The sequence below is a fragment of the Pelagimonas sp. genome (genome assembly GCF_058892305.1).
The window spans coordinates 1-20171 of sequence record NZ_JBZXVN010000042.1; the positions used below are offsets into that span (position 1 = coordinate 1).

At 56.1% G+C, this 20171-nt stretch carries 24 protein-coding genes; 16 read left to right on the forward strand and 8 right to left on the reverse strand.

What is annotated here, in order from left to right; genetic code table 11:
- The 12 genes from AC5EFR_RS16605 to AC5EFR_RS16660 all read left to right on the forward strand — a co-directional run.
- On the forward strand, positions 1–2905 hold a 2905-nt coding region (locus AC5EFR_RS16605), incomplete at its 5' end, for a 2-oxoglutarate dehydrogenase E1 component (RefSeq protein ID WP_493576887.1).
- A 3-nt stretch (positions 2906–2908) separates the two neighbouring features.
- A complete protein-coding gene (odhB, locus tag AC5EFR_RS16610) occupies positions 2909–4396 on the forward strand; it encodes a 2-oxoglutarate dehydrogenase complex dihydrolipoyllysine-residue succinyltransferase (RefSeq protein ID WP_493576888.1) in 1488 nt (495 codons plus the stop codon).
- The gene (locus tag AC5EFR_RS16615; protein ID WP_493576889.1) at positions 4397–4978 is read left to right on the forward strand and encodes a hypothetical protein; all 582 of its coding nucleotides are present in this window, start codon (positions 4397–4399) and stop codon (positions 4976–4978) included.
- Positions 4978–5367 (forward strand): MAPEG family protein, encoded by a 390-nt coding sequence (locus tag AC5EFR_RS16620; protein ID WP_493576890.1) that lies wholly within the window; start codon positions 4978–4980, stop codon positions 5365–5367. The genes AC5EFR_RS16615 and AC5EFR_RS16620 overlap by 1 nt, the downstream gene beginning before the upstream one ends.
- Before the next feature lie 87 nt (positions 5368–5454).
- Positions 5455–6843 (forward strand): dihydrolipoyl dehydrogenase, encoded by a 1389-nt coding sequence (gene lpdA / locus AC5EFR_RS16625; RefSeq protein ID WP_493576891.1) that lies wholly within the window; start codon positions 5455–5457, stop codon positions 6841–6843.
- Between the two features lie 138 nt (positions 6844–6981).
- Complete coding sequence (locus AC5EFR_RS16630; RefSeq protein ID WP_493576892.1) at positions 6982–7158, forward strand: hypothetical protein; 177 nt, start codon at positions 6982–6984, stop codon at positions 7156–7158.
- Between the two features lie 12 nt (positions 7159–7170).
- Positions 7171–7434, forward strand: a complete 264-nt coding sequence (locus AC5EFR_RS16635) for a RebB family R body protein (RefSeq protein ID WP_493576893.1) — start codon at positions 7171–7173, stop codon at positions 7432–7434.
- Positions 7434–7700 (forward strand): RebB family R body protein, encoded by a 267-nt coding sequence (locus tag AC5EFR_RS16640; protein ID WP_493576894.1) that lies wholly within the window; start codon positions 7434–7436, stop codon positions 7698–7700. Before AC5EFR_RS16635 ends, AC5EFR_RS16640 begins: the two co-directional genes overlap by 1 nt.
- Complete coding sequence (locus AC5EFR_RS16645; protein ID WP_493576895.1) at positions 7697–7921, forward strand: RebB family R body protein; 225 nt, start codon at positions 7697–7699, stop codon at positions 7919–7921. The genes AC5EFR_RS16640 and AC5EFR_RS16645 overlap by 4 nt, the downstream gene beginning before the upstream one ends.
- 9 nt (positions 7922–7930) lie before the next feature.
- A complete protein-coding gene (locus AC5EFR_RS16650) occupies positions 7931–8155 on the forward strand; it encodes a RebB family R body protein (RefSeq protein ID WP_493576896.1) in 225 nt (74 codons plus the stop codon).
- 1 nt (position 8156) lies between these two features.
- On the forward strand, positions 8157–8519 hold the full coding sequence (locus AC5EFR_RS16655) for a hypothetical protein (RefSeq protein WP_493576897.1): 363 nt from the start codon (positions 8157–8159) through the stop codon (positions 8517–8519).
- 174 nt (positions 8520–8693) lie between these two features.
- Positions 8694–9221, forward strand: coding sequence for a hypothetical protein (locus tag AC5EFR_RS16660; RefSeq protein WP_493576898.1), 528 nt, complete (start codon positions 8694–8696; stop codon positions 9219–9221).
- 74 nt (positions 9222–9295) lie between these two features.
- Here the strand turns inward: AC5EFR_RS16660 and AC5EFR_RS16665 are convergent, their stop codons facing one another.
- From AC5EFR_RS16665 to AC5EFR_RS16680, 4 genes are read right to left on the reverse strand one after another with little or no spacing between them, the layout of a single operon-like run.
- Positions 9296–9898: a pyridoxamine 5'-phosphate oxidase family protein gene (locus AC5EFR_RS16665; RefSeq protein ID WP_493576899.1), complete on the reverse strand. Its 603-nt coding sequence runs from the start codon at positions 9896–9898 to the stop codon at positions 9296–9298.
- The gene (locus tag AC5EFR_RS16670; RefSeq protein ID WP_493576900.1) at positions 9855–10604 is read right to left on the reverse strand and encodes a lysophospholipid acyltransferase family protein; all 750 of its coding nucleotides are present in this window, start codon (positions 10602–10604) and stop codon (positions 9855–9857) included. The genes AC5EFR_RS16665 and AC5EFR_RS16670 overlap by 44 nt, the downstream gene beginning before the upstream one ends.
- Entirely contained in the window at positions 10604–11509 is a 906-nt protein-coding gene (locus AC5EFR_RS16675) for a cell division protein FtsX (RefSeq protein WP_493576901.1), read from the reverse strand. Before AC5EFR_RS16675 ends, AC5EFR_RS16670 begins: the two co-directional genes overlap by 1 nt.
- Entirely contained in the window at positions 11506–12183 is a 678-nt protein-coding gene (locus AC5EFR_RS16680; protein ID WP_299921123.1) for a cell division ATP-binding protein FtsE, read from the reverse strand. Before AC5EFR_RS16680 ends, AC5EFR_RS16675 begins: the two co-directional genes overlap by 4 nt.
- A 154-nt stretch (positions 12184–12337) precedes the next feature.
- Here AC5EFR_RS16680 and AC5EFR_RS16685 point away from each other — a divergent pair, with 154 nt between their 5' ends.
- Complete coding sequence (locus tag AC5EFR_RS16685; RefSeq protein ID WP_493576902.1) at positions 12338–13261, forward strand: zinc-ribbon domain-containing protein; 924 nt, start codon at positions 12338–12340, stop codon at positions 13259–13261.
- Between the two features lie 76 nt (positions 13262–13337).
- Here the strand turns inward: AC5EFR_RS16685 and AC5EFR_RS16690 are convergent, their stop codons facing one another.
- The 3 genes from AC5EFR_RS16690 to AC5EFR_RS16700 form a co-directional block, all read right to left on the reverse strand.
- Positions 13338–14603, reverse strand: coding sequence for an ABC transporter permease (locus AC5EFR_RS16690; protein WP_493576903.1), 1266 nt, complete (start codon positions 14601–14603; stop codon positions 13338–13340).
- The gene (locus AC5EFR_RS16695; RefSeq protein ID WP_493576904.1) at positions 14600–15406 is read right to left on the reverse strand and encodes a taurine ABC transporter ATP-binding protein; all 807 of its coding nucleotides are present in this window, start codon (positions 15404–15406) and stop codon (positions 14600–14602) included. The genes AC5EFR_RS16690 and AC5EFR_RS16695 overlap by 4 nt, the downstream gene beginning before the upstream one ends.
- 122 nt (positions 15407–15528) lie before the next feature.
- A complete protein-coding gene (locus AC5EFR_RS16700) occupies positions 15529–16527 on the reverse strand; it encodes a taurine ABC transporter substrate-binding protein (protein ID WP_493576905.1) in 999 nt (332 codons plus the stop codon).
- A 366-nt stretch (positions 16528–16893) separates the two neighbouring features.
- Between AC5EFR_RS16700 and AC5EFR_RS16705 the strand changes: the two genes are divergently transcribed.
- The 3 genes from AC5EFR_RS16705 to AC5EFR_RS16715 all read left to right on the forward strand — a co-directional run bounded on the left by AC5EFR_RS16705 (position 16894) and on the right by AC5EFR_RS16715 (position 19376).
- On the forward strand, positions 16894–18282 hold the full coding sequence (locus AC5EFR_RS16705; protein ID WP_493576906.1) for an aminotransferase family protein: 1389 nt from the start codon (positions 16894–16896) through the stop codon (positions 18280–18282).
- 79 nt (positions 18283–18361) lie between these two features.
- A complete protein-coding gene (locus AC5EFR_RS16710) occupies positions 18362–18964 on the forward strand; it encodes a GNAT family N-acetyltransferase (protein ID WP_493576907.1) in 603 nt (200 codons plus the stop codon).
- A 136-nt stretch (positions 18965–19100) separates the two neighbouring features.
- Positions 19101–19376 carry a dienelactone hydrolase family protein gene (locus tag AC5EFR_RS16715; RefSeq protein WP_493576908.1) on the forward strand — a complete coding sequence of 92 codons (276 nt, stop codon included), beginning with the start codon at positions 19101–19103 and terminating at the stop codon, positions 19374–19376.
- A 115-nt stretch (positions 19377–19491) separates the two neighbouring features.
- Here AC5EFR_RS16715 and AC5EFR_RS16720 read toward each other — a convergent pair whose 3' ends face one another.
- Positions 19492–20079, reverse strand: a complete 588-nt coding sequence (locus AC5EFR_RS16720) for a hypothetical protein (protein ID WP_493576909.1) — start codon at positions 20077–20079, stop codon at positions 19492–19494.
- Positions 20080–20171 lie beyond the last annotated feature (92 nt).

Below are 20171 nucleotides of genomic sequence, written 5' to 3' on the forward strand. Positions count from 1 at the left end.
TGCGGACTATCTGGAGCAGATGTATGCCCGCTATGCCAATGCCCCCAATGCGGTCGATCAGGCATGGCAGGAGTTTATCCGCCAGCCTGGCGATGCCGCGTTTGACGTCCAAGCCGAGGCTCAAGGCCCGAGCTGGGCGCGCAATGACTGGCCCCAACAGCCCAATGATGATCTGACCGCCGCGCTAACCGGCGAATGGGCACCGGCCCCTGAGGTCAAAGGTGCTGGCAAAAAGATTGCTGCCAAGGCTGAGGAAAAGGGCGTCGCGCTAACCGACGATCAGATCCAGCGCGCCGTGTTGGACAGTATCCGCGCGTTGATGATCATCCGCGCCTATCGTATCCGGGGCCACCTTGCCGCTGATCTTGATCCGCTGGGCCTGCATGGGCGTGACCCGCATCCTGAGCTTGATCCGAAAAGCTACGGTTTCACCGATGCCGACATGGATCGCCCGATCTTTATCGACAACGTTTTGGGCCTTCAGATCGCCTCGATGCGCCAAATTGTTGAGATTGTGAAACGCACCTATTGCGGCACCTTCGCGCTTCAATACATGCACATCTCTGATCCCGAACAGGCCGCTTGGTTGAAAGAGCGGATCGAAGGGTTTGGCAAGGAAATCCAGTTCACCCGCGAAGGGCGCAAGGCCATTCTGAACAAGATGGTCGAAGCCGAAGGTTTCGAAAAATTCCTGCACGTCAAATACATGGGCACCAAACGCTTTGGTCTTGATGGCGGCGAAAGCCTCATCCCGGCGATGGAGCAAATCATCAAGCGCGGCGGCAACCTTGGCGTCAAAGACATCGTGATCGGCATGCCCCACCGCGGTCGTTTGTCGGTTCTCGCCAATGTGATGGCGAAACCCTACAAGGCGATTTTCAACGAATTCCAAGGTGGCAGCTTTAAGCCCGATGATGTTGATGGTTCGGGCGATGTGAAATACCACCTCGGCGCGTCAAGCGACCGTGAATTTGACGGCAACAATGTGCACCTGTCGCTAACCGCGAACCCCTCCCACCTTGAGGCGGTGAACCCGGTTGTGCTTGGCAAAGTACGTGCCAAACAAGACCAGCTAGGCGATGCGGAACGCACCAGCGTGATGCCGATCCTGTTGCACGGCGACGCGGCCTTTGCCGGTCAGGGTGTTGTGGCGGAATGTTTTGCCCTGTCGGGTCTACGCGGTCACAAGACCGGCGGCACCATGCATATCGTTGTGAACAACCAAATCGGGTTCACCACAGCGCCACACTTTAGCCGCTCTAGTCCCTATCCAACCGATAACGCACTGGTGGTTGAAGCGCCGATTTTCCACGTAAACGGTGATGACCCAGAGGCGGTTGTTCATGCCGCCAAGGTGGCAACCGAGTTCCGTCAGAAGTTCCACAAAGACGTTGTCATCGACATCTTCTGCTACCGTCGATTTGGTCACAACGAGGGCGATGAGCCCATGTTCACCAACCCGATCATGTACAAGCAGATCAAGAGCCACAAAACCACCCTGTCGCTCTATACGGAACGTCTGGTCAAAGATGGCCTAATCCCAGAGGGTGAGATCGAAGACATGAAGGCCGCCTTCCAGGCGCGTCTGAACGAAGAGTTCGAGGCCGGCAAAGTCTTTAAGCCCAACAAAGCCGATTGGCTTGACGGCCGTTGGAGCCATTTGGATAAGATCAAAGAGGGTGATTATCAGCGCGGCAAAACCGCGATCTCCTCTGAGGCTGCCAAAGACATCGGCACCGCGCTGACCCGCGCGCCGGATGGGTTCCCCTTGCACAAAACCGTTGGTCGCCTTTTGGACACCCGTGCCAAAATGTTTGAGAGCGGCAAGGGGTTTGACTGGGCAACTGGCGAAGCGATGGCCTTTGGCTCGTTGCAACTCGAAGGGTATCCAATCCGCCTTGCCGGTCAGGATTCGACCCGCGGCACGTTTAGCCAACGTCATTCGGGCCTTGTGAACCAAGAAACCGAAGAGCGTTACTATCCGCTCAACAACATCCGCGAAGGTCAGGCCCGGTATGAGGTCATCGACTCGGCTCTGTCCGAATATGCGGTTCTTGGTTTTGAGTACGGCTATTCCTTGGCGGAACCAAATGCGCTGACCCTTTGGGAAGCCCAGTTTGGTGACTTTGCCAACGGTGCGCAGATCATGTTTGACCAGTTCATCAGCTCTGGTGAAAGCAAATGGTTGCGGATGTCCGGGCTTGTTTGCCTGCTGCCACATGGCTTTGAAGGCCAAGGCCCTGAGCACAGCTCGGCCCGCCTTGAACGCTTCTTGCAGATGTGTGGTCAGGACAACTGGATCGTGGCGAATTGTTCGACACCTGCGAACTACTTCCACATTCTGCGTCGCCAGCTGCACCGCTCGTTCCGCAAGCCGCTCATCATGGTGACCCCAAAATCGCTCCTGCGTCACAAATTGTGCACCTCGGCGATCGAAGATTTCACCGAAGGGTCGTCCTTCCACCGCGTCCTTTGGGACGATGCCGAAAAGGGTCAGTCCGACACCAAGTTGGTCAAGGATGACAAGATCAAGCGCGTCGTTATGTGCTCGGGCAAGGTTTACTATGACCTGCTCGAAGAACGTGACGCCCGTGGGATCGACGACATCTACCTGCTGCGGATCGAACAGTTCTATCCATTCCCGGCCCTTGCGCTGGTAAAAGAGCTGGAACGCTTCCCACAAGCGGAGATGATCTGGTGTCAGGAAGAGCCCAAAAACCAAGGCGCTTGGTCGTTCATTGAACCCAATATCGAATGGGTTCTGGGCCGGATCAAAGCCTCTTCTCTGCGCCCTCGCTACGTAGGCCGCGCCACATCTGCATCGCCGGCCACTGGTCTGGCATCTATCCACAAAGCACAGCAAGCCGCGCTCGTAAACGAAGCGCTGACCATCGAAGGAAACTAAGACATGACCGAAGTGCGCGTTCCCACATTGGGTGAATCCGTTACCGAAGCCACTGTGGCGACCTGGTTCAAGAAACCCGGCGATGCCGTTGCTGTCGACGAAATGCTCTGCGAGCTGGAAACCGACAAAGTCACGGTTGAGGTTCCCTCGCCCGTTGCTGGCACCCTGGCCGATATCGTTGCCGCCGAAGGTGAAACCGTTGGGGTTGATGCCCTGCTGGCCAACATTTCCGAAGGTGCGGGCGCTGCGGCCCCTGCCCCGGCGGCGGCTCCGGCTGCTGCGGCGGCCCCTGCTGCTGCGGCCAATGTTGACGTGATGGTGCCAACACTTGGCGAATCCGTCACCGAAGCAACCGTTTCGACCTGGTTCAAAAAAGTTGGCGACACCGTTGGCCAAGACGAAATGCTCTGCGAGCTGGAAACCGATAAGGTCTCCGTCGAAGTGCCAGCGCCTGCCGCTGGTGTTTTGGCTGAAATTACCGCTGCCGAAGGGGCAACCGTTGATGCAACTGCTAAACTGGCGGTGATTTCTGCCGGTGCGGGTGCCGCCGCAGCTGCGCCAGCCGCCGCCGCCCCGGCCGCAGCCCCAGCGGGTGGTCAGGACATCAAGGACGGCCCCGCCGCCGAGAAAGCCATGGCCGAAGCCGGTATTTCGCGTGACGCCGTCACCGGCACAGGCCGTGATGGTCGGGCCACCAAGGCCGATGTCGCCGCCGCCGTTGCCGCCGCGTCTGCCGCTCCGGCCCCTGCTGCTGCTGCTGCACCGCGTGCTCCGGTTCCTGCCGACGATGCGGCGCGTGAAGAGCGGGTGAAAATGACCCGTCTGCGTCAAACCATCGCCCGCCGTCTGAAGGACAGCCAGAACACCGCCGCCATGCTCACCACCTATAACGAGGTGGACATGGGTGAAGTGATGGCGCTGCGCAGCCAGTACAAAGACCAGTTCGAGAAAAAGCACGGCGTGCGTTTGGGCTTCATGTCCTTCTTCACCAAGGCCTGCTGCCACGCGCTCAAAGAAGTGCCCGAAGTGAACGCCGAAATTGACGGCACCGACATCGTGTACAAGAATTTTGTGCACATGGGTGTGGCCGCTGGTACGCCAACCGGTCTGGTTGTTCCGGTCATCCGCGACGCCGATAGCATGAGCTTTGCCGAGATCGAAAAAGCGATCTCTGAAAAAGGCAAACGCGCCCGTGATGGCAAATTGTCGATGGCCGAAATGCAGGGCGGCACCTTTACCCTGTCCAACGGCGGTGTTTACGGCTCGCTGATGTCCTCGCCGATCCTGAACCCACCACAGTCCGGCATCCTTGGCATGCACAAAATCCAGGACCGCCCCATGGTGGTTAACGGCGAAATCGTCATCCGTCCGATGATGTATCTGGCGCTGTCCTACGACCACCGTATCGTTGACGGCAAAGGCGCTGTGACCTTCCTTGTTCGCGTCAAAGAAGCGCTTGAAGATCCCCGTCGTCTTTTGATGGATCTGTAAATGTTGACTGCCGAAAGCTACCAATTGGCAATTGAGGCCCGCAAAGAATTGCGGGTCTCGGATTGTCCGGCGGCTATGGCCAACAACATGAAATCGCTTTCTGATATTGGATGGGATGGCGAATATGTTGTCCCAAACCAGCTATCCTCATCGAGCTTCGGTGGTCCTGTACTTGTTCTTAACAATTGGAGCGGTTGGCTTGGATTTGAAGGCTTGGAACCAACTGAGGAAACGGAGCTTAGACGACTGGGTTATACCCCTGAAGCTCCAACAAATCGTTGGATCAATCGTGCTCTTCAAATTGTCGGGCTGACGCGACAGGACATCTACATCACTCAAGCCTGCGTATTACTTCCGCAAGAACATACTGGTTCGGTTATTCCGGCACCCGTGTATAAAGAAAGCATTAATCGCGTTCTTAAAATAGAACTGGCAGGCCGGACACCTATCGCGCTTGGAACACCTGCTCAGCGCGCGTGTAGCAACAACAACATCAATTTTATTGGCACCTATCACCCATCTTATCAAGGAGGTGAGCGTCGTGCTCAAGAAATCGCAGCCGCTATAAAACGGGTAATGTAGTGACCGCCGAACTCACATATCTCACCCTCGCCACTCTCTGGCTTGCCGTGCATTTCTGCGCCTATGCTTGGTCTGCTGGCCGTCAGGTCGGGTTCGACTACACCATGGGTCCGCGTGACGAGGGCCGTCAATTGTCTGGCAAACCTGCCCGACTGCAACGCGCGCTGAATAACCATTTTGAGGCACTTGTCCTCTTTGCGATTGGCGTGATGGTGATTACCTATTCTGACAAGGCGACGTCCCTGACCGGCGCGCTTGCTCTGCTCTTTCTCATAGCCCGCATCCTCTATCTGCCTGCCTATTATTGGGGCTTAACCCCCTGGCGCACGGTGATCTGGATGCTGGGATTCCTTGCAACTATGGCCATGCTGACACTGGCCCTCTTCTGATCTTCCATCTTGCCTGAAAACTCCGGGGGAGTCGCCTTGGCGACGGGGGCTGGCCCCCTCCCCGCCCCAAACAAAAGGACATCACCAATGGCACAATATGACGTCATCGTAATCGGCGCAGGCCCGGGCGGCTATGTCGCCGCTATTCGCTGTGCGCAGCTGGGTCTGAAAACCGCCTGTGTCGAGGGGCGCGAAACCCTTGGCGGTACTTGCTTGAACGTCGGGTGTATCCCGTCCAAGGCGTTGCTGCATGCCACGCATCAGCTTCATGAGGCCGAGCATAACTTTGCCACCATGGGCCTCAAGGGCAAGTCGCCATCGGTCGATTGGGATCAGATGAAGACCTATAAATCCGACGTTGTTGGCCAGAACACCAAGGGCATCGAATTCCTGTTCAAAAAGAACAAAATCGACTGGCTCAAAGGCTGGGGTTCGATCCCTGCGGCGGGCAAGGTTCAGGTCGGTGATGAGGTCCATGAAGCCAAGAACATCATCATCGCGTCTGGCTCTGAACCGTCCTCCATCCCCGGCGTTGAGATCGACGAGAACATCGTTGTAAGCTCGACCGGAGCGCTTGATCTGAAAAAGATCCCCAAGAAGCTAGCCGTTATTGGCGCGGGCGTCATTGGGCTTGAGCTGGGGTCGGTCTATGCGCGTCTGGGCTCTGAGGTGCAGGTCATTGAATTCCTTGATGTTGTGACCCCCGGCATGGATGCCGAGGTGCAGCGCAACTTCCAAAAACTGCTAAAAAAGCAGGGCATCAAGTTCACCATGGGCGCTGCGGTTCAGAAGGTTGAGACCACCAAAACCAAGGCCAAGCTAACCTATAAGCTGCGCAAAGATGACAGCGAGCACACTATTGACGCCGACACCGTATTGGTCGCAACCGGCCGCAAGCCGTTCACCGATGGCTTGGGTCTTGAGGCGCTGGGTGTTGAGATCAGCCCACGCGGTCAGATCAAAACCGACAATCAGTGGCGCACCACCGTGCCCGGCATCTATGCCATTGGCGATACGATTGACGGCCCAATGTTGGCCCACAAAGCCGAAGACGAAGGCGTTGCAGCCGCAGAAGTCATCGCAGGCAAACATGGTCATGTGAACTATGACGTGATCCCCGGCGTGATCTATACCGCGCCCGAAGTCGCCTCGGTTGGCAAGACCGAAGACCAGCTTAAAGAAGAAGGTCGCGCCTATAAGGTCGGCAAATTCTCCTTTATGGCCAACGCCCGCGCCAAGGCCGTGTTCCAAGGCGACGGTTTCGTCAAATTGCTTGCGGACAAAGAAACCGACCGCGTTCTGGGCTGCCACATCATTGGCCCCGGCGCTGGTGATCTCATTCACGAGATCTGTGTCGCGATGGAATTTGGTGCCTCAGCCGAGGATGTTGCCTTGACCTGCCACGCGCACCCAACCTTCTCCGAAGCGGTCCGCGAGGCGGCAATGGCCTGTGGCCACGGTGCCATCCACAGCTAAACACCCGTTTAGCATTTAAGAAAATCGAAAGCCCCTGCCCTGTGCGGGGGCTTTTTTGTGTCCCATCTGCACATCCATAAATATGTCTTCCCTTGGGTCACCTTCATCCATAGGCTGTACCGGCGAACAGGAGGGCCTATGTCCGACATTGATCTAAAATCCGCTGAAAAGGTGGCGTTAGCCTCTTTGCAGACCGCCGAAACCGTGTCGCGCATGATGCTAGACGCAGTTGCCGATCAGCAGACCCAACAGCAAGCGCATATGCGCGAGACCGTCGAGTTGATCGCAAACCTATTGACCCAGAAGCAGAATTAAAGGGAACACCTCATGGCAGAACCAACAGCCGTCAATTCACAAATCACCGATGCCGTCACCCAAACTAATGTTAAAGTTCTAGGCGAAGCCCCAGCCATGGCGATGGGAACTCTGTTTCAAACCATGGCCCATAGCACCGGCCTCTTGTTTGAAAACGCCGTCAACGCATCACAAAACCTCAATGTGACCGCCCAAGCCGCAACAACAATGGGCGTTTCTCTGCTCTATAGCTCTGAGTTCTCTACCGAAGAGATGACAGAAAAGGCGAAGAAATAATGGCCTTTCCAACAGCTGTAAATTCCGAAATCACCGACGCCGTCACCCAGAACAATGTCAAAGTTGTGGGCGAAACCCCCGCGATGGCGATGGGATCGTTGTTTCAAACCATGGCGCATAGCACCGGCATAGCATTTGAAAACGCCGTGAATGCGTCACAACAAACCAATGTCACCGCGCAGGCCGCAACAACCGTCGGTGTTGCCACGCTCTATGGATCGAAGGACCAAGAGCCAACCGATCCTGCAAAGGGAACGTCAAAATGACATGGCCGACAGCGATTAATAGTCAAATCACCGATGCGGTTTCTCAATCAAGCTTGTCCGTACTGGGCCAAGCCAGCGCCACGGCAATCGGCGCAACAAGCCAATCACTGGCGCATGCCTTTGCGATGCAACTCCTGGCACAGCAAGCAGGCTCTGCCCGCATGTCTGTCCTGCGAGATGCCACAACGACGCGCGCGGCCACCTTGTTAAACAAGACATAGGAGCAGGACATGTTTCCAACAGCCAGCAACAGCCAAACCACCGATACGGTCAGCCAAACGACTGTTTTGACAGTCGGAACCGCCGGGTCCGTTGCACGCGGTGTGGTCAATCAATCCTTCGCCGCCGCCATGGCCGCCGCGGATCAAAACGCAACCGCACAGCAAGAGGCGTCGCAAGTTTTGGCCGACGCCGCCCTTGCGTTTGCGATCAAACGAATGGGGAAAGGGGCGTGATATGACCAAAGATTCTTCTGACGAGACGCCCGTTTTGGATGCCAATGGGATCCCATTGACATCAGTCAACAGCCAAATAGCAGCCACGTTGAGAGCGCTGAATGATAGTGTCTCAGATGACTCTGCTGCCTTGGTGGCCGAGGCCGATGCCAAGGCGCGTGCGCTGGCCCGCAATCTGGCCCGACAAGACGCCGTGGCGCATCTGCGGCGGACACAAATCTTGTCCGAAGCCGCGCTCTCTGCGGCGGTTGCGGCGCAAGCTAAGGGGGATTTGGACGCCGGCGAAGCGATCATGAAAACCGCTCAGCAGGCTGTTTCGAACGCGCGCGACATGCTTGCCGACGTCGAGAAAATGCCGGGGTAACCACAAGGTAATCATGGGCCAATCACGGGGTGGTTTCGGGGTGATCTCGAGAACTCCCAAAAACCGCGATCTGGTGGCCCGCTGCCAGATCGCGCCTCTTTGTTCGTTGAGTGTTTCATCCCTTAACGTCTTTTGCTATCGGTTGGTCACATTGATGATCGGTCGTTTTTAGAAATGAAATGTGTTGTGACGCCGGGCCGCTTGGGCCTCGTGGTGATGATTGGGCTTGTTGTCGGGTTTGCCGGTGCTGGGATGCTTTGGCCGGAGCCCAAGCGCGCTGATCGCATTGCAACACTTTTTGAAGACATATGCGTCACGCGGGCCAAGGGTATCCCCACCGATCCCATGGCTTTCGGCCTTTACAAGATCAAATGGCCGGAAAGCTCTTGGCTAGACTTGAAATCGCGTAGCTTTCTTAGCCTGACCAACAGTGGCTGCGAAATCCGGACTGCTCATCCCAATGCCCTATCTGAGCAGGACGCAGTTGACCTGAAACGGTTGATAACAGCATTGCAAGTCAAGCATTTTCCAGAGTTGAGCTTTGACCCCAAAGCTCAAATGGGCAGCGTTTTTTCAGGCTGGGAAAGCGCTCCGACTGGCACGCGGGGGCGCTGGGGCCTGTTTTTGTTTGCCTACCCTGATTGGGACGAGCAGGCGGGTAGTGCTTTGTTTATCCGATTTCCCTCCGCGCAAGACGTCTAACACAAGCGTTAGGTGCATGGTCTTGCGCGTCGGGTAAAGCTTGGCACCCAAATTCCATCCATGGAATTTGCAGCTCACCACATGCGCGGTTTGGCATTTTCCACATAGCCGTCGTCATAGGGTTTTGCCGCAACATCGCCCTCGGTCATATCCTGCAAAATCTCGCCAACGGTGGGCAGGCCAGCGGCATCATCCCGCGCCCATAACCCCGACCGCATCAAAGCCTTGGCACATTGGGTATAAACTTCATCAACCTCGATCACGATAACGGTTGTTGGCAAAATGGATTTGCGAGCAAAGCTTTCGCGCAAGCCCCTATCATCCGTCAAAACGGCGCGCCCGTTGACACGCACCGTGGTGTTCGACCCCGGCACCAGAAAAAGCAAAGCCACCCGCCCGTCACTGACGATATCGCGCAAAACATCGAGCCGATTGTTGCCGCGCCAATCCGGCATATGGATGGTTTTGTCATCAACGATGCGCACCACCGGGCCGTCATCCCCGCGCGGCGAACCATGCACCCCCTCTGGACCAACGGAAGACAAAACGCAAAAGCGCGACCCTTCGATCCAGCGTTGATAAAGCGGCGTCAGGCGGTGCGCGACCTTGCGCAACGCCAACTCCATTGGTGCATCATACAGAGTGCTTAGCTCTTGCAGCGAGGTGACTTTCCGCATCAAATCCAAGCTCCTTCATCAGCTCATTCGATTTGGCTTCGACCGTTGTTTCCAACTGCGCCATGAACGCCGCCTTGTCGACACCGGGTGGGATTGGGTCCAAGAACTCAACAACCGCCAGCCCCGGTTTGCGCAAAATCCCCTTGCGCGGCCAAAGCAGGCCAACATTGGTGGCGGCGGGCACACAGGGCCAACCGGTTTCACGGTAAATCGCCGCCGTGCCGATTTTGTAGGGTTTGTAATCCCCCGGCGCGACGCGGGTGCCTTGTGAATAGATCACCAATTGACCAGATTGCGCCGAGCCCTTTTTGACGTCTTCCAACATCTTAGAAATCGCCTGACCGCGCTTGCCGCGATTGACCGGAACACAGCCCAAACGCCACGCGTATTGACCGATGAACGGTGTAAACAATAGCTCGCGTTTCATGATGAACTTTGCCGCTGGCACGGCGTTGTAGATGATCATGATATCAAGGAAACTTTGGTGTTTGGCGGCGATCACAACCTCTCCGGTTGGAATATCGCCGCGCACCTCAGAGCGGATCCCAAGCATCACCCGCGCCAGCCAAACCACATGGCCGGCATAGATGCCACAGACCCAGCGCGCGCCTCTGGGGTGCAGCAAAAGCGGAAAGCAGACGATGCCCCAAACGGCCATAAACAAGTAGATGTAGATCACAAAGATCAGTGATTTGAGCCATTGCATCAGGCCAATTCCCCCAAAACGCGCCGAGCGGCGGCTTGTGTTGCAGCAAAGGCGACCATGGCGGCCAAGGGCGGAACAACCGCCGGCCAAAGCCAATGCCAGCCTTGAAAACGTAACCCGGTCAAGAACCCACCAGCGTCCGAGCCACCGGGCATCAGCAAGATCGCGACAAACCCGGCGACGGTTCCAACCGCCGCCCCAACCAGAACCCGCAGCGTATAGCGGCGCACAAAAGCCGAAGCGATATAGCCATCGGTCGCACCAACCAAGCGCAGGACTTCGATCACTTGTGCGTTCGCCGCAAGCGAGGCATTGGCCGCCAAGGTCACCATCGCGCCCGTCGTCGCCGTGATCAGCAAGATCGACACCCAACCAAGCAATTTCAAACGCCCCGCCGCCGCAACAAGCGGTTTGCGCCAGCGGGCATGTTCATCCAGAACCGCGCCGGGTGCCTCGGCCTGAAGCCGCAAGCGCAAACCGTCTGAATCAAACCCTTCGGCGGTTTCCGAAATCTCAATCAGTTGCGGCACTGGCAATTGATCAATCGGTAAGCCGGGACCAAACCAAGGCTCAAGAAGCGCTTGCTGTTCTTCATCGCTGAGCGCGCGGGCCGAGGCGACGCCGGGTGTTTGCGTCAAAACCTTGAGCGCCGCTTCGGTCTGCGCCGCCATTTGCCCGGCCGGAGCGGAAATGCGGATGGTCGATGAGCGTGCCAGCTCATCCCCCCAGCTTTGCCCCAAGCGGCCAGAGGCCAGAGACAACGCCAGTGCAAAAACCGTCAAAAACGCCATGGCCGCCGAGGTAAAAACCGTCAGGCGCACCGTAAACCCGGATGGTGGAACAACCCGGTCAGCCCCCGCATCGGCGTGCAACAGCGGCGACAAGAACTCAATTATGCGCTTCACAGGTCCACCCCCGCCGATTGCAGAGTATTGTTGGAAATCCGCAAAACACGAGCCGAGACAAGCGCCTTGGCGGCGCGGATCAGCGCCATGTCATGGGTGGCGATCATCACCGTCTTGCCCATTTTATTCAACTCAACCAACAATCGCAAAAGCCGTTGCGACATTTCCCAATCCACGTTCCCCGTGGGTTCATCCGCCAAAATTACATCAGGTGACATGATCAACGCCCGCGCCAAGGCCGCGCGTTGCCGTTCCCCGCCGGACAATTCTGGTGGAAGCGCCTCACCCCGGCCAACCAACCCAACCCAAGACATCAGTTCCTGAAGGTTGGCAAATTGATCCGGCGTTGCCTGTCCCGACACCGAAAGTGGCAGCGCGATGTTTTCATTCAGCGGCAGGTGATCAAGGAATTTGCAATCCTGATGCACCACGCCAATCCGACGGCGCGCATAGGCCACCGCGTCACGGCCCATGTCTTTGGCGGAATGGTCAAAAATGCGCACGTCACCTTCGGTTGGTAACAAGGCCCCATAACATAATTTTAGAAAGGTGGTTTTACCGGACCCGGATGGTCCGGTCAGGAAATGAAACGACCCCGGAGCAAGGCTAAACGAGATATCGTTCAGCAAAGCATCACCGCCATAGCTATAGGCAACATTGTCTAGCTCAATCACGCCCGTACCGCCTGTGACATTTCCAACGGACCTGTTTTGCCGCAGTGTGGACTATCTTGCAACGTCGCGTTGGTAAAATTGGACTTTTCCCGCCGATCCATGCAACCTATTGTCGCGAAAAGGGCCTTGGGTAGCAACGGTAAGGGGACATGGGGTGAGCAGAATTAGGTTGATCTGTCCAAATTGCGGGGCACAATACGAAGTGCCTGCAGATGTCGTTCCCGATGCCGGGCGCGACGTGCAATGTTCCAACTGTGGCCACACATGGTTTCAGCGCCATCCAGATCAGGATTTGGAACTAACAGAAGAATTGAACCAACCGGTTCCAGATACGGAATGGGCCCCTGAGGTCGAGGCGCAAACACCGCCCCAATCACCGCCGTCGCAACCGGGCCATCCGGGTCCGGCATCGAACTCGCCGGATCCCAAGCCGCGTCAGATTGACCCCGAAATGGCCGATCTGTTCCGTGAAGAGCGTGAATTTGAGGCCAATCAGCGGGCCGCCGAGGCTCTCGAAAGCCAACCTGATTTGGGGCTTCGCGATCCAAACGAAGGGGAGCACGCCCGCAGATCCCGTGAGGCCCGTGATCGCATGGCTAAAATGCGGGGTGAGGATCATGCCGTCGCCCCCGCACCGCCGCAAGATCCAGAGCCACAAGCCGCACCCGCCCAAGATCGCGAATTTGCGGTGGCTCAGGCTGCCGCCGCTGCGGCGGCGGGATCGCGTCGGGATTTGTTGCCCGATGTCGAAGAGATCAATCAAACCCTGCGCTCCAGTTCCGAAACCCGTGTGATTGACAGCGCGCCGGGAGAAGAGCTTGCCCCGGAAGCCCCCCGGAAAAAGGGCGGATTTGGAAAAGGGTTTTTGACCATCGCAGTCTTGGCCGCGATTGCGGTTGGGGCCTATGTCTTTGCCCCCCAAATCAGCGCAGCCGTGCCGCAGGCGCAACCAGCGCTGGACGGCTATGTCGCCAAGGTCGACGCCGGTCGCGGTTGGCTCGATGGGCAGGTGACACATTTGCTCACCACGCTTGACGGAATGAGTTCCGAAGCTGGGGCCCCGGATTCGGAGGGGTAAGCAACTGGCTTTCGAACACAGAAAAACGGGCGGGGAATGACACCCCGCCCGTTTTTCTTTTTCAGCCAAGAAGGTGTTAGATTTTGCCCTTCCACGGCACCAATGCCTTTTCGGCCAGACGCATCAGGATATCGATCCCAAAGCCGATGATACCGATCAGGATGATACCCATGATCACGATATCGGTTAGCTGGAACTTGGACGCGACCATGATCATCATACCGGCACCCTGTTCCGCCGCGACAAGTTCCGCCGCAACAACAGTGCCCCAACAGACGCCCATCGCAACCCGTGCCCCGGTGAAAATTTCCGGTAAGCTATTGGGAACAATGACATGGCGCATGATCTGTGCCTTGCTTGCACCCAAACTATAGGCCGCGTGAACCTTGGAAATCGCCACGCCTGACACACCGGCCCGCGCTGCAATCGCCATAATCCAGAGCGCCGCAAGGAACAGCAGGATAACTTTGCCTGTTTCACCGATCCCGGCCCAAATGATCACCAGCGGGATCAAGGCAAGCGGCGGAACCGGGCGCATGAATTCGACAATCGGGTCAAACCAACCGCGGAACCAGCCGCTTAGCCCCATGGCATAGCCAAGTGGAATGCCAACCAAAGCGCCAAAGAAGAAGCCCAAGATCACCCGCTGGAGCGAGATGCCGAGATGCGCCCAGAGTGAGCTTCCGCGATAGCCGTTTTGGGCAATATCGACAAAGCGCGCGGCAACCGCCTCTGGTGACGGCAGCCAAATCGGCTCCATCTGCCAGCCCTTGGCCGGTTCGAAATTAAGCGTGCCTTTGGGGCTCATGCCGACGCGGCCATATTCGGTTTCAACCGACTCACCCGGTGCTATGGCTTGACCATTCACAGCCGTAACGGTGTGGCCTTCTTTGCGACCGAACTCATCGTTTTTGTCGACCCGGATCAAGCCCGAACGCCACGCGCCAACTGTTTCGGCATCATTCTTGGCCCAGCCGTCGCCCGGCTCAACGTCGGGAGTTTCGACATCGGTGCCGACCTCAAAAACCCGAACGAACACAGTCGCATCATCTGGTTCCTGACCATCTGCGGTGGCGGTGTAAGTAAAGCTCGCGTCCCCCATAAACGGCCCCGGAGCATGCAAGAAGCTTGGCACCAAATGTGAGCCAGTAAAGGCCCCCCAGAGCAAGAAGATCGTTGCAATCGAAATCACGCTGGCCATGCGGTCGGGTTTGACGGCGCTTTCATCGCCAAAGGTCACTGTTTTCAACGATGTGAAATCATTTGAGGCCTTTTGAACCACAAACTTCACGGCAAAGAAGGAGGCGACAAAAATCGCAACATAGATCAGGAAAACAATCATGCCGATTCCTCCGTGCGTCCCATAATTTCTTCTTCCATGTCCCAGATCATGCTGAGAATCTCTTCGCGTTTTTCGGCAAACTCAGGGTGTTTTTTGACCTCGCGAAGGTCCTGCCCAACGCCCAAATCCGCGAAGGGAAGACGGTATTCGCGGTGTATTCGGCCGGGTCGCGGCGCCATAACCAACAGGCGTTCGCCAAGCAAAAGCGCCTCTTCGACCGAGTGGGTGATAAGGATGATGGTCTTGCCGGTCTCTTTCCAAAGCTTCAGGACGAGGCTTTGCATTTTCTCGCGCGTCAAGGCGTCAAGCGCACCAAGCGGTTCGTCCATCAAGATGACATCGGGGTGATTGGCAAGACAACGGGCCAGTGCAACACGCTGCTGCATCCCGCCAGACAATTCGTAAATTGCCTTTTCCTTGAAGTCTTGCAGACCGACGATTTCCAAAAGGTGATCGACCTCTTCGCCGTATTGGGATTCGCGCTGCCCGGCCATGCGTGGGCCAAAGCTGACGTTTTCACGCACGCTCATCCATTCGAACAAGGCCCCCCGCTGAAAGACCATACCGCGTTCGGCATCGGGGCCGTGGACCTCGTGACCATTCATCCGAATGGCCCCGTCCGTTGGCGCAAGAAACCCTGCGACGATGTTCAATAATGTGGTTTTGCCGCAACCCGAGGGGCCCAGCACGCTGAGAAGCTCACCTTCGGCGAGTTGCAGCGAGACGTCCTTGAGCGCTTGGACCGAAGACCCGTTGGGTAAATCGAAACGCATGGACAAATTTTCAATGGATAGTCCGCTCATTCAAGCTGGCCTTATGCTAAAAGGGGACGGGAACAAAACTCATGCATGAGTTTTGCAAAAATCGTTGACGATTTTTGGACCCGAGGGACGCACGGTCGCGCCCCCCGAGACAAGCGATACGTTTACTTCAGCGACCCAAGAGGCCCGGCGTTCACGTTGTCGGCATAGCTATCCAGCGCGCCATCAATGGCCCCGGCCTGAACAAACACATCCGCCACACCCTTCATGAACTCTTGTGCACCACCACCAAGCCATTTTTCGCTCAGCTGGTCGTCAAGAGATGGAAAAGAGAAGGTCGACAGAGACGCCATCGCGGCATCCTCTTCCATGCCCGCATCCTTGGCGATCACCGGCAGCATTTCGGCGGTTTTGTCGCCGGCATTCCACATGGCGTTGGCTTTGGCAGTCACATCCAAGAAGGTCGCAACCGTGTCGGAGTTCTCAGCAACCCAACCGGACGGGGCCGAAGTTACGTCAAACACCAGAATGCCCAACTCTTCCTTCTCGGCACCGGTCAAAAGAACGTTGCCGTGGTCAAGCATCCGGCGCAGACCGCCCCCCCAACCGCAAGCCATGTCAACCGCGCCTTGCGACAGGGCCGCAGCGCCATCAACCGGGGCCATGTCAACGATTTCCATGCCCGCAGGATCAACACCGAAATGGTTCATCTGCTTGAGGAAGCCATAGTGCGCCGCGGTACCGAGGGGAACGGCAACCTTTTTACCGGCCAGCTCACCGGCGGAATCCTTATCAACTTCAAGGGCTTCTGCGACAACACAGTTGTCATTGTCAGAGTAGCTCACCGCAACGTCGAGAATCTGCAAATCCTGACCCGCGCTTGTGGCTACCACGAAAGGTGGCAGGCCCTGGCTTACCGAAATCTGAACATCGCCCGACGCCATGGCCGCCGACATTGCGGTCCCGGTGTCAAAGCTCACCCATTTCACTTCGGTGCCGAGCGCTTCGTCATACATGCCGGTGGCTTTGGCGTATTCAAAAGGCATAGGCCATTCGAGGAAGTAACCAACGGTTAGCCCGTGACCATCCGCCATCGCCGCCTGTGTTCCCGCAAGAACGGCCAAACCAGCGGCGGCACCTTTCAAATATGTCTTATATGTCATATCGCATTCTCCCTATTGGCACCGGCTTTTTTGACTGCGGTGCAGTTTTTTGGAGCTGTTTGTTCAGCAACCTTGGCTCCACTTTGTGTGGTGCTCCTCATGATCCGACCGGAAAATGATCATCGGATCAATGTTTTTTCCGATGGGCCGGTTGCGTCGCCAAGCGGAAAAACCGACATCCAAAACTGATAATACCTTGAAAAATAACAAATTTCAAAAAACCGTCTTGCCGATTTTGCTCATTAATGAGACTAACTGGCCCTACATCAAGGCAATCTTTGGCCCTATTGGCAGCCCGTCTTTCAGGCTCTTGTGCCTAAGTCCGGCAAAGTCCGTCATTTTCACAGAAAGCAGGAGGCCCCTACAATGGATGGTACCTATTCCCAGAACGATCTGAGCCATGTTGTTGAGGCCGATAAGGCCCACGTCTGGCACCACCTGACCCAACACAAGCAGTTTGAGACCAAAGACCCCAACATCATTGTCGAAGGCAAGGGGATGCGGGTTTGGAATCAGCACGGCAAAGAGCATCTTGATGCGGTGTCGGGCGGCGTTTGGACCGTCAACGTTGGCTACGGCCGCGAAAGCATTGTCAAAGCGGTTGCCGATCAGCTGATCAAACTGCCTTATTTTGCAGGCTCGGCCGGGTCGATCCCCGGCGCGCTTTATGCCGAAAAGCTGATCTCGAAAATGCCGGGTCAGACCCGCGTTTATTACTGCAACTCGGGGTCCGAGGCGAATGAGAAAGCCTTTAAAATGGTACGTCAGATTGCGCACAAGCGCTATGGCGGCAAAAAGCACAAGGTTCTGTACCGCGACCGTGACTATCATGGCACCACAATTGCGTGTCTAAGCGCGGGTGGTCAGGACGAGCGCGGCGCGCAGTATGGCCCTTATACTCCGGGGTTTGTCCGCGTTCCGCATTGCCTTGAATATCGCGCTGGCGATCAGGGCGCACCCGTCGACAACTACGGTGAATGGGCGGCCAATCAGATCGAAGAAGTCATTCTTCGCGAAGGTCCCGATACCGTTGGCGCGCTTTGCCTTGAGCCAGTGACAGCAGGCGGCGGCGTCATCACTCCGCCCGAAGGCTACTGGCAGCGTGTTCAGGAAATCTGCAAGAAATACGATATCCTACTGCATATCGACGAAGTGGTTTGCGGCGTTGGACGGACCGGAAAGTGGTTTGGTTACCAACAATACGGCATCGAACCCGACATGGTGACAATGGCCAAGGGCGTGGCCTCGGGCTATGCGGCGATTGCCTGTTTGACCACATCGGAAAAGGTCTTTGACCTGTTCAAAGATGATTCTGACGATCCGCTGAACTACTTCCGCGACATCTCGACCTTTGGCGGTTGTACCGCCGGTCCAGCGGCAGCAATGGAAAATATGCGTATTATCGAAGATGAAAACCTGCTGCAAAACTGCACCGATATGGGCGACTACATGCTCGACCAGCTCTCGGTTCTTCAGGACAAGCACAAGGTTATCGGCGATGTGCGCGGCAAGGGTCTGTTCCTTGGGGCCGAGCTTGTCACCGATCACGATACCCGCGCCCCTATGGATGAGAAGAAAGTCCAAGCGGTGGTGGGCGATTGCATGGGCCAAGGGGTCATCATCGGTGCCACCAACCGCTCTTTGCCGGGCTTTAACAACACCTTGTGCTTCTCACCTGCTCTGATCGCGACTAAGGATGATATCGACGAAATCATCACAGCCGTCGACGGAGCATTGGGGCGTGTCTTTGGGTAACATATCGTCCACCGGGCAACCGGTGGGTCATAAGGTGGACGGGGTATTCCCTTGTCCCGTTCCACCTCATACCGCCCTTGTGGGGCGCTTCGGTCAGCTCGTCCCGCTGGCCGAAACTCATTCCGACGGGCTATTTGATGCCTTTGCGAACGATCCCGACGGCCGCGGCTGGACCTATCTACCGGATGATCCCTGGACCAACCGCGAAGACGCCAAGGCGTGGTGTCGCGCCAAAGAAACCAGCACCGACCCTCAACTCTATACAATCCAGACATTGGATGGCCGGGCCTTGGGCTTTTGCTCATACCTACGCATCACCCCAGAGGTCGGGAGCATCGAAGTCGGTTACATCCATTTTTCACCCCTGATGCAGAAACAAGCCATCGCCACAGAAGTCATGTTTATGATGATGCGCCGGGCATTTGACCTTGGCTATCGGCGTTATGAATGGAAGTGCGATGCGCTGAATGCCGGGTCCAAAGCCGCGGCGGCACGGTTGGGCTTTACCTACGAGGGGACGTTCCGACAGGCGACCATGTACAAGGGGCGCAACCGCGATACCGCGTGGTTCTCAATCCTCGATAGCGAATGGCCTGCCCTGCACGCTCGTTTTGAGCGCTGGCTCGACCCGCGTAATTTTGATGGTTCCGGTCGACAAAAATCCGGTTTGCAAGCGATCTAACGCTCATGGGGCGACGGGCGGGACGGCGGTTGGCACGCTCGAATTTGCTCTATGGCGGGGGCTGCGCTGTCTTGCTCCGTGCCTCCCCCGACCCGGCCGCATCAGCCAGATTTATGCACGCAATCACCTCCCCTTGATGATCCACTACGCCGGTCTCGACAAACGCATCAACGAAGGCTGGGAAGCCTATTCGAATGCCCTAAAAGAGCATCAAAAACAGGTCAGCTTGCATTTCTATCCAGACGTCAATCATGCGTTTCACAACGACACCAGCCCACGCTATGACAAAGACGCCGCCGCCTTGGCGTGGACGCGGACGTTGAACTTTTTGAAGCCAGAGACTAAGCTAAAGCTTCGCTATCCGCGTATCGCTCAACCAATAGAGATCAGACATGTCATCGCTCGGTTTTGAGCAGCCCTGAAACACGCCAAACAAAGGAAACTCCTCCCTTGAGGTATCGACAGTGGCATAGCAAAAGATAGGCACCGTCTAAACCGGGCCGATTTGCACCATGTTGTTTTCTGCTTCATTTGCCATTTTTGTACCCTACGTATAAAATATTCATGCCTCTAAACACCATTATGATCTGCGCATTTTCGCAGATTTCTCTTCCATTATAACGTTCAGATATTACTTGAGAAACGCCAACTTCACGAATCCGTCCCTCGTAGAAATCTATTTCGGATTCGCTATCGGCAACAATAAAATCCACAAAAAGGCAATTTAGCAGAATTTCGGGTGAAAGCTGTTCGCTTTTGTATTCTAAGATAGTGCACTCTTCAACTTGGCAAATATCTGTTATTGCAGTACGAATACTCGACGCTGTTAGCGTACTTCCTTTCAAAGCTTCTTGAAAGGAATAGCTAGAAAAACCACCTGGGAAGTGAGGGTGTACACCATCTTCGCAAAAATCCTCTTCACTACACCGGGACGGGAAAAGAGAACCTCGCAGTGATCTTCCTGGGAAAACAAGTGAGGCAGTTTCAACATTTCCCTCTGAGAAAATTGCGCAATAGTTTTGTAAAGACCCTTGAGACTCACTTAGAGTATTTGAACAAGCGACTTCTAAATCATCTGTTGTAGATATTCGCCACAGGTTTTCAGAATGTGCCACCGACGTTATCGGTGCGAATGTAATACAGAACAGTACTGTGCAGAATCTACCACGAACGCGCATTACGATCTCAAACCTTTATGAACAGCAAT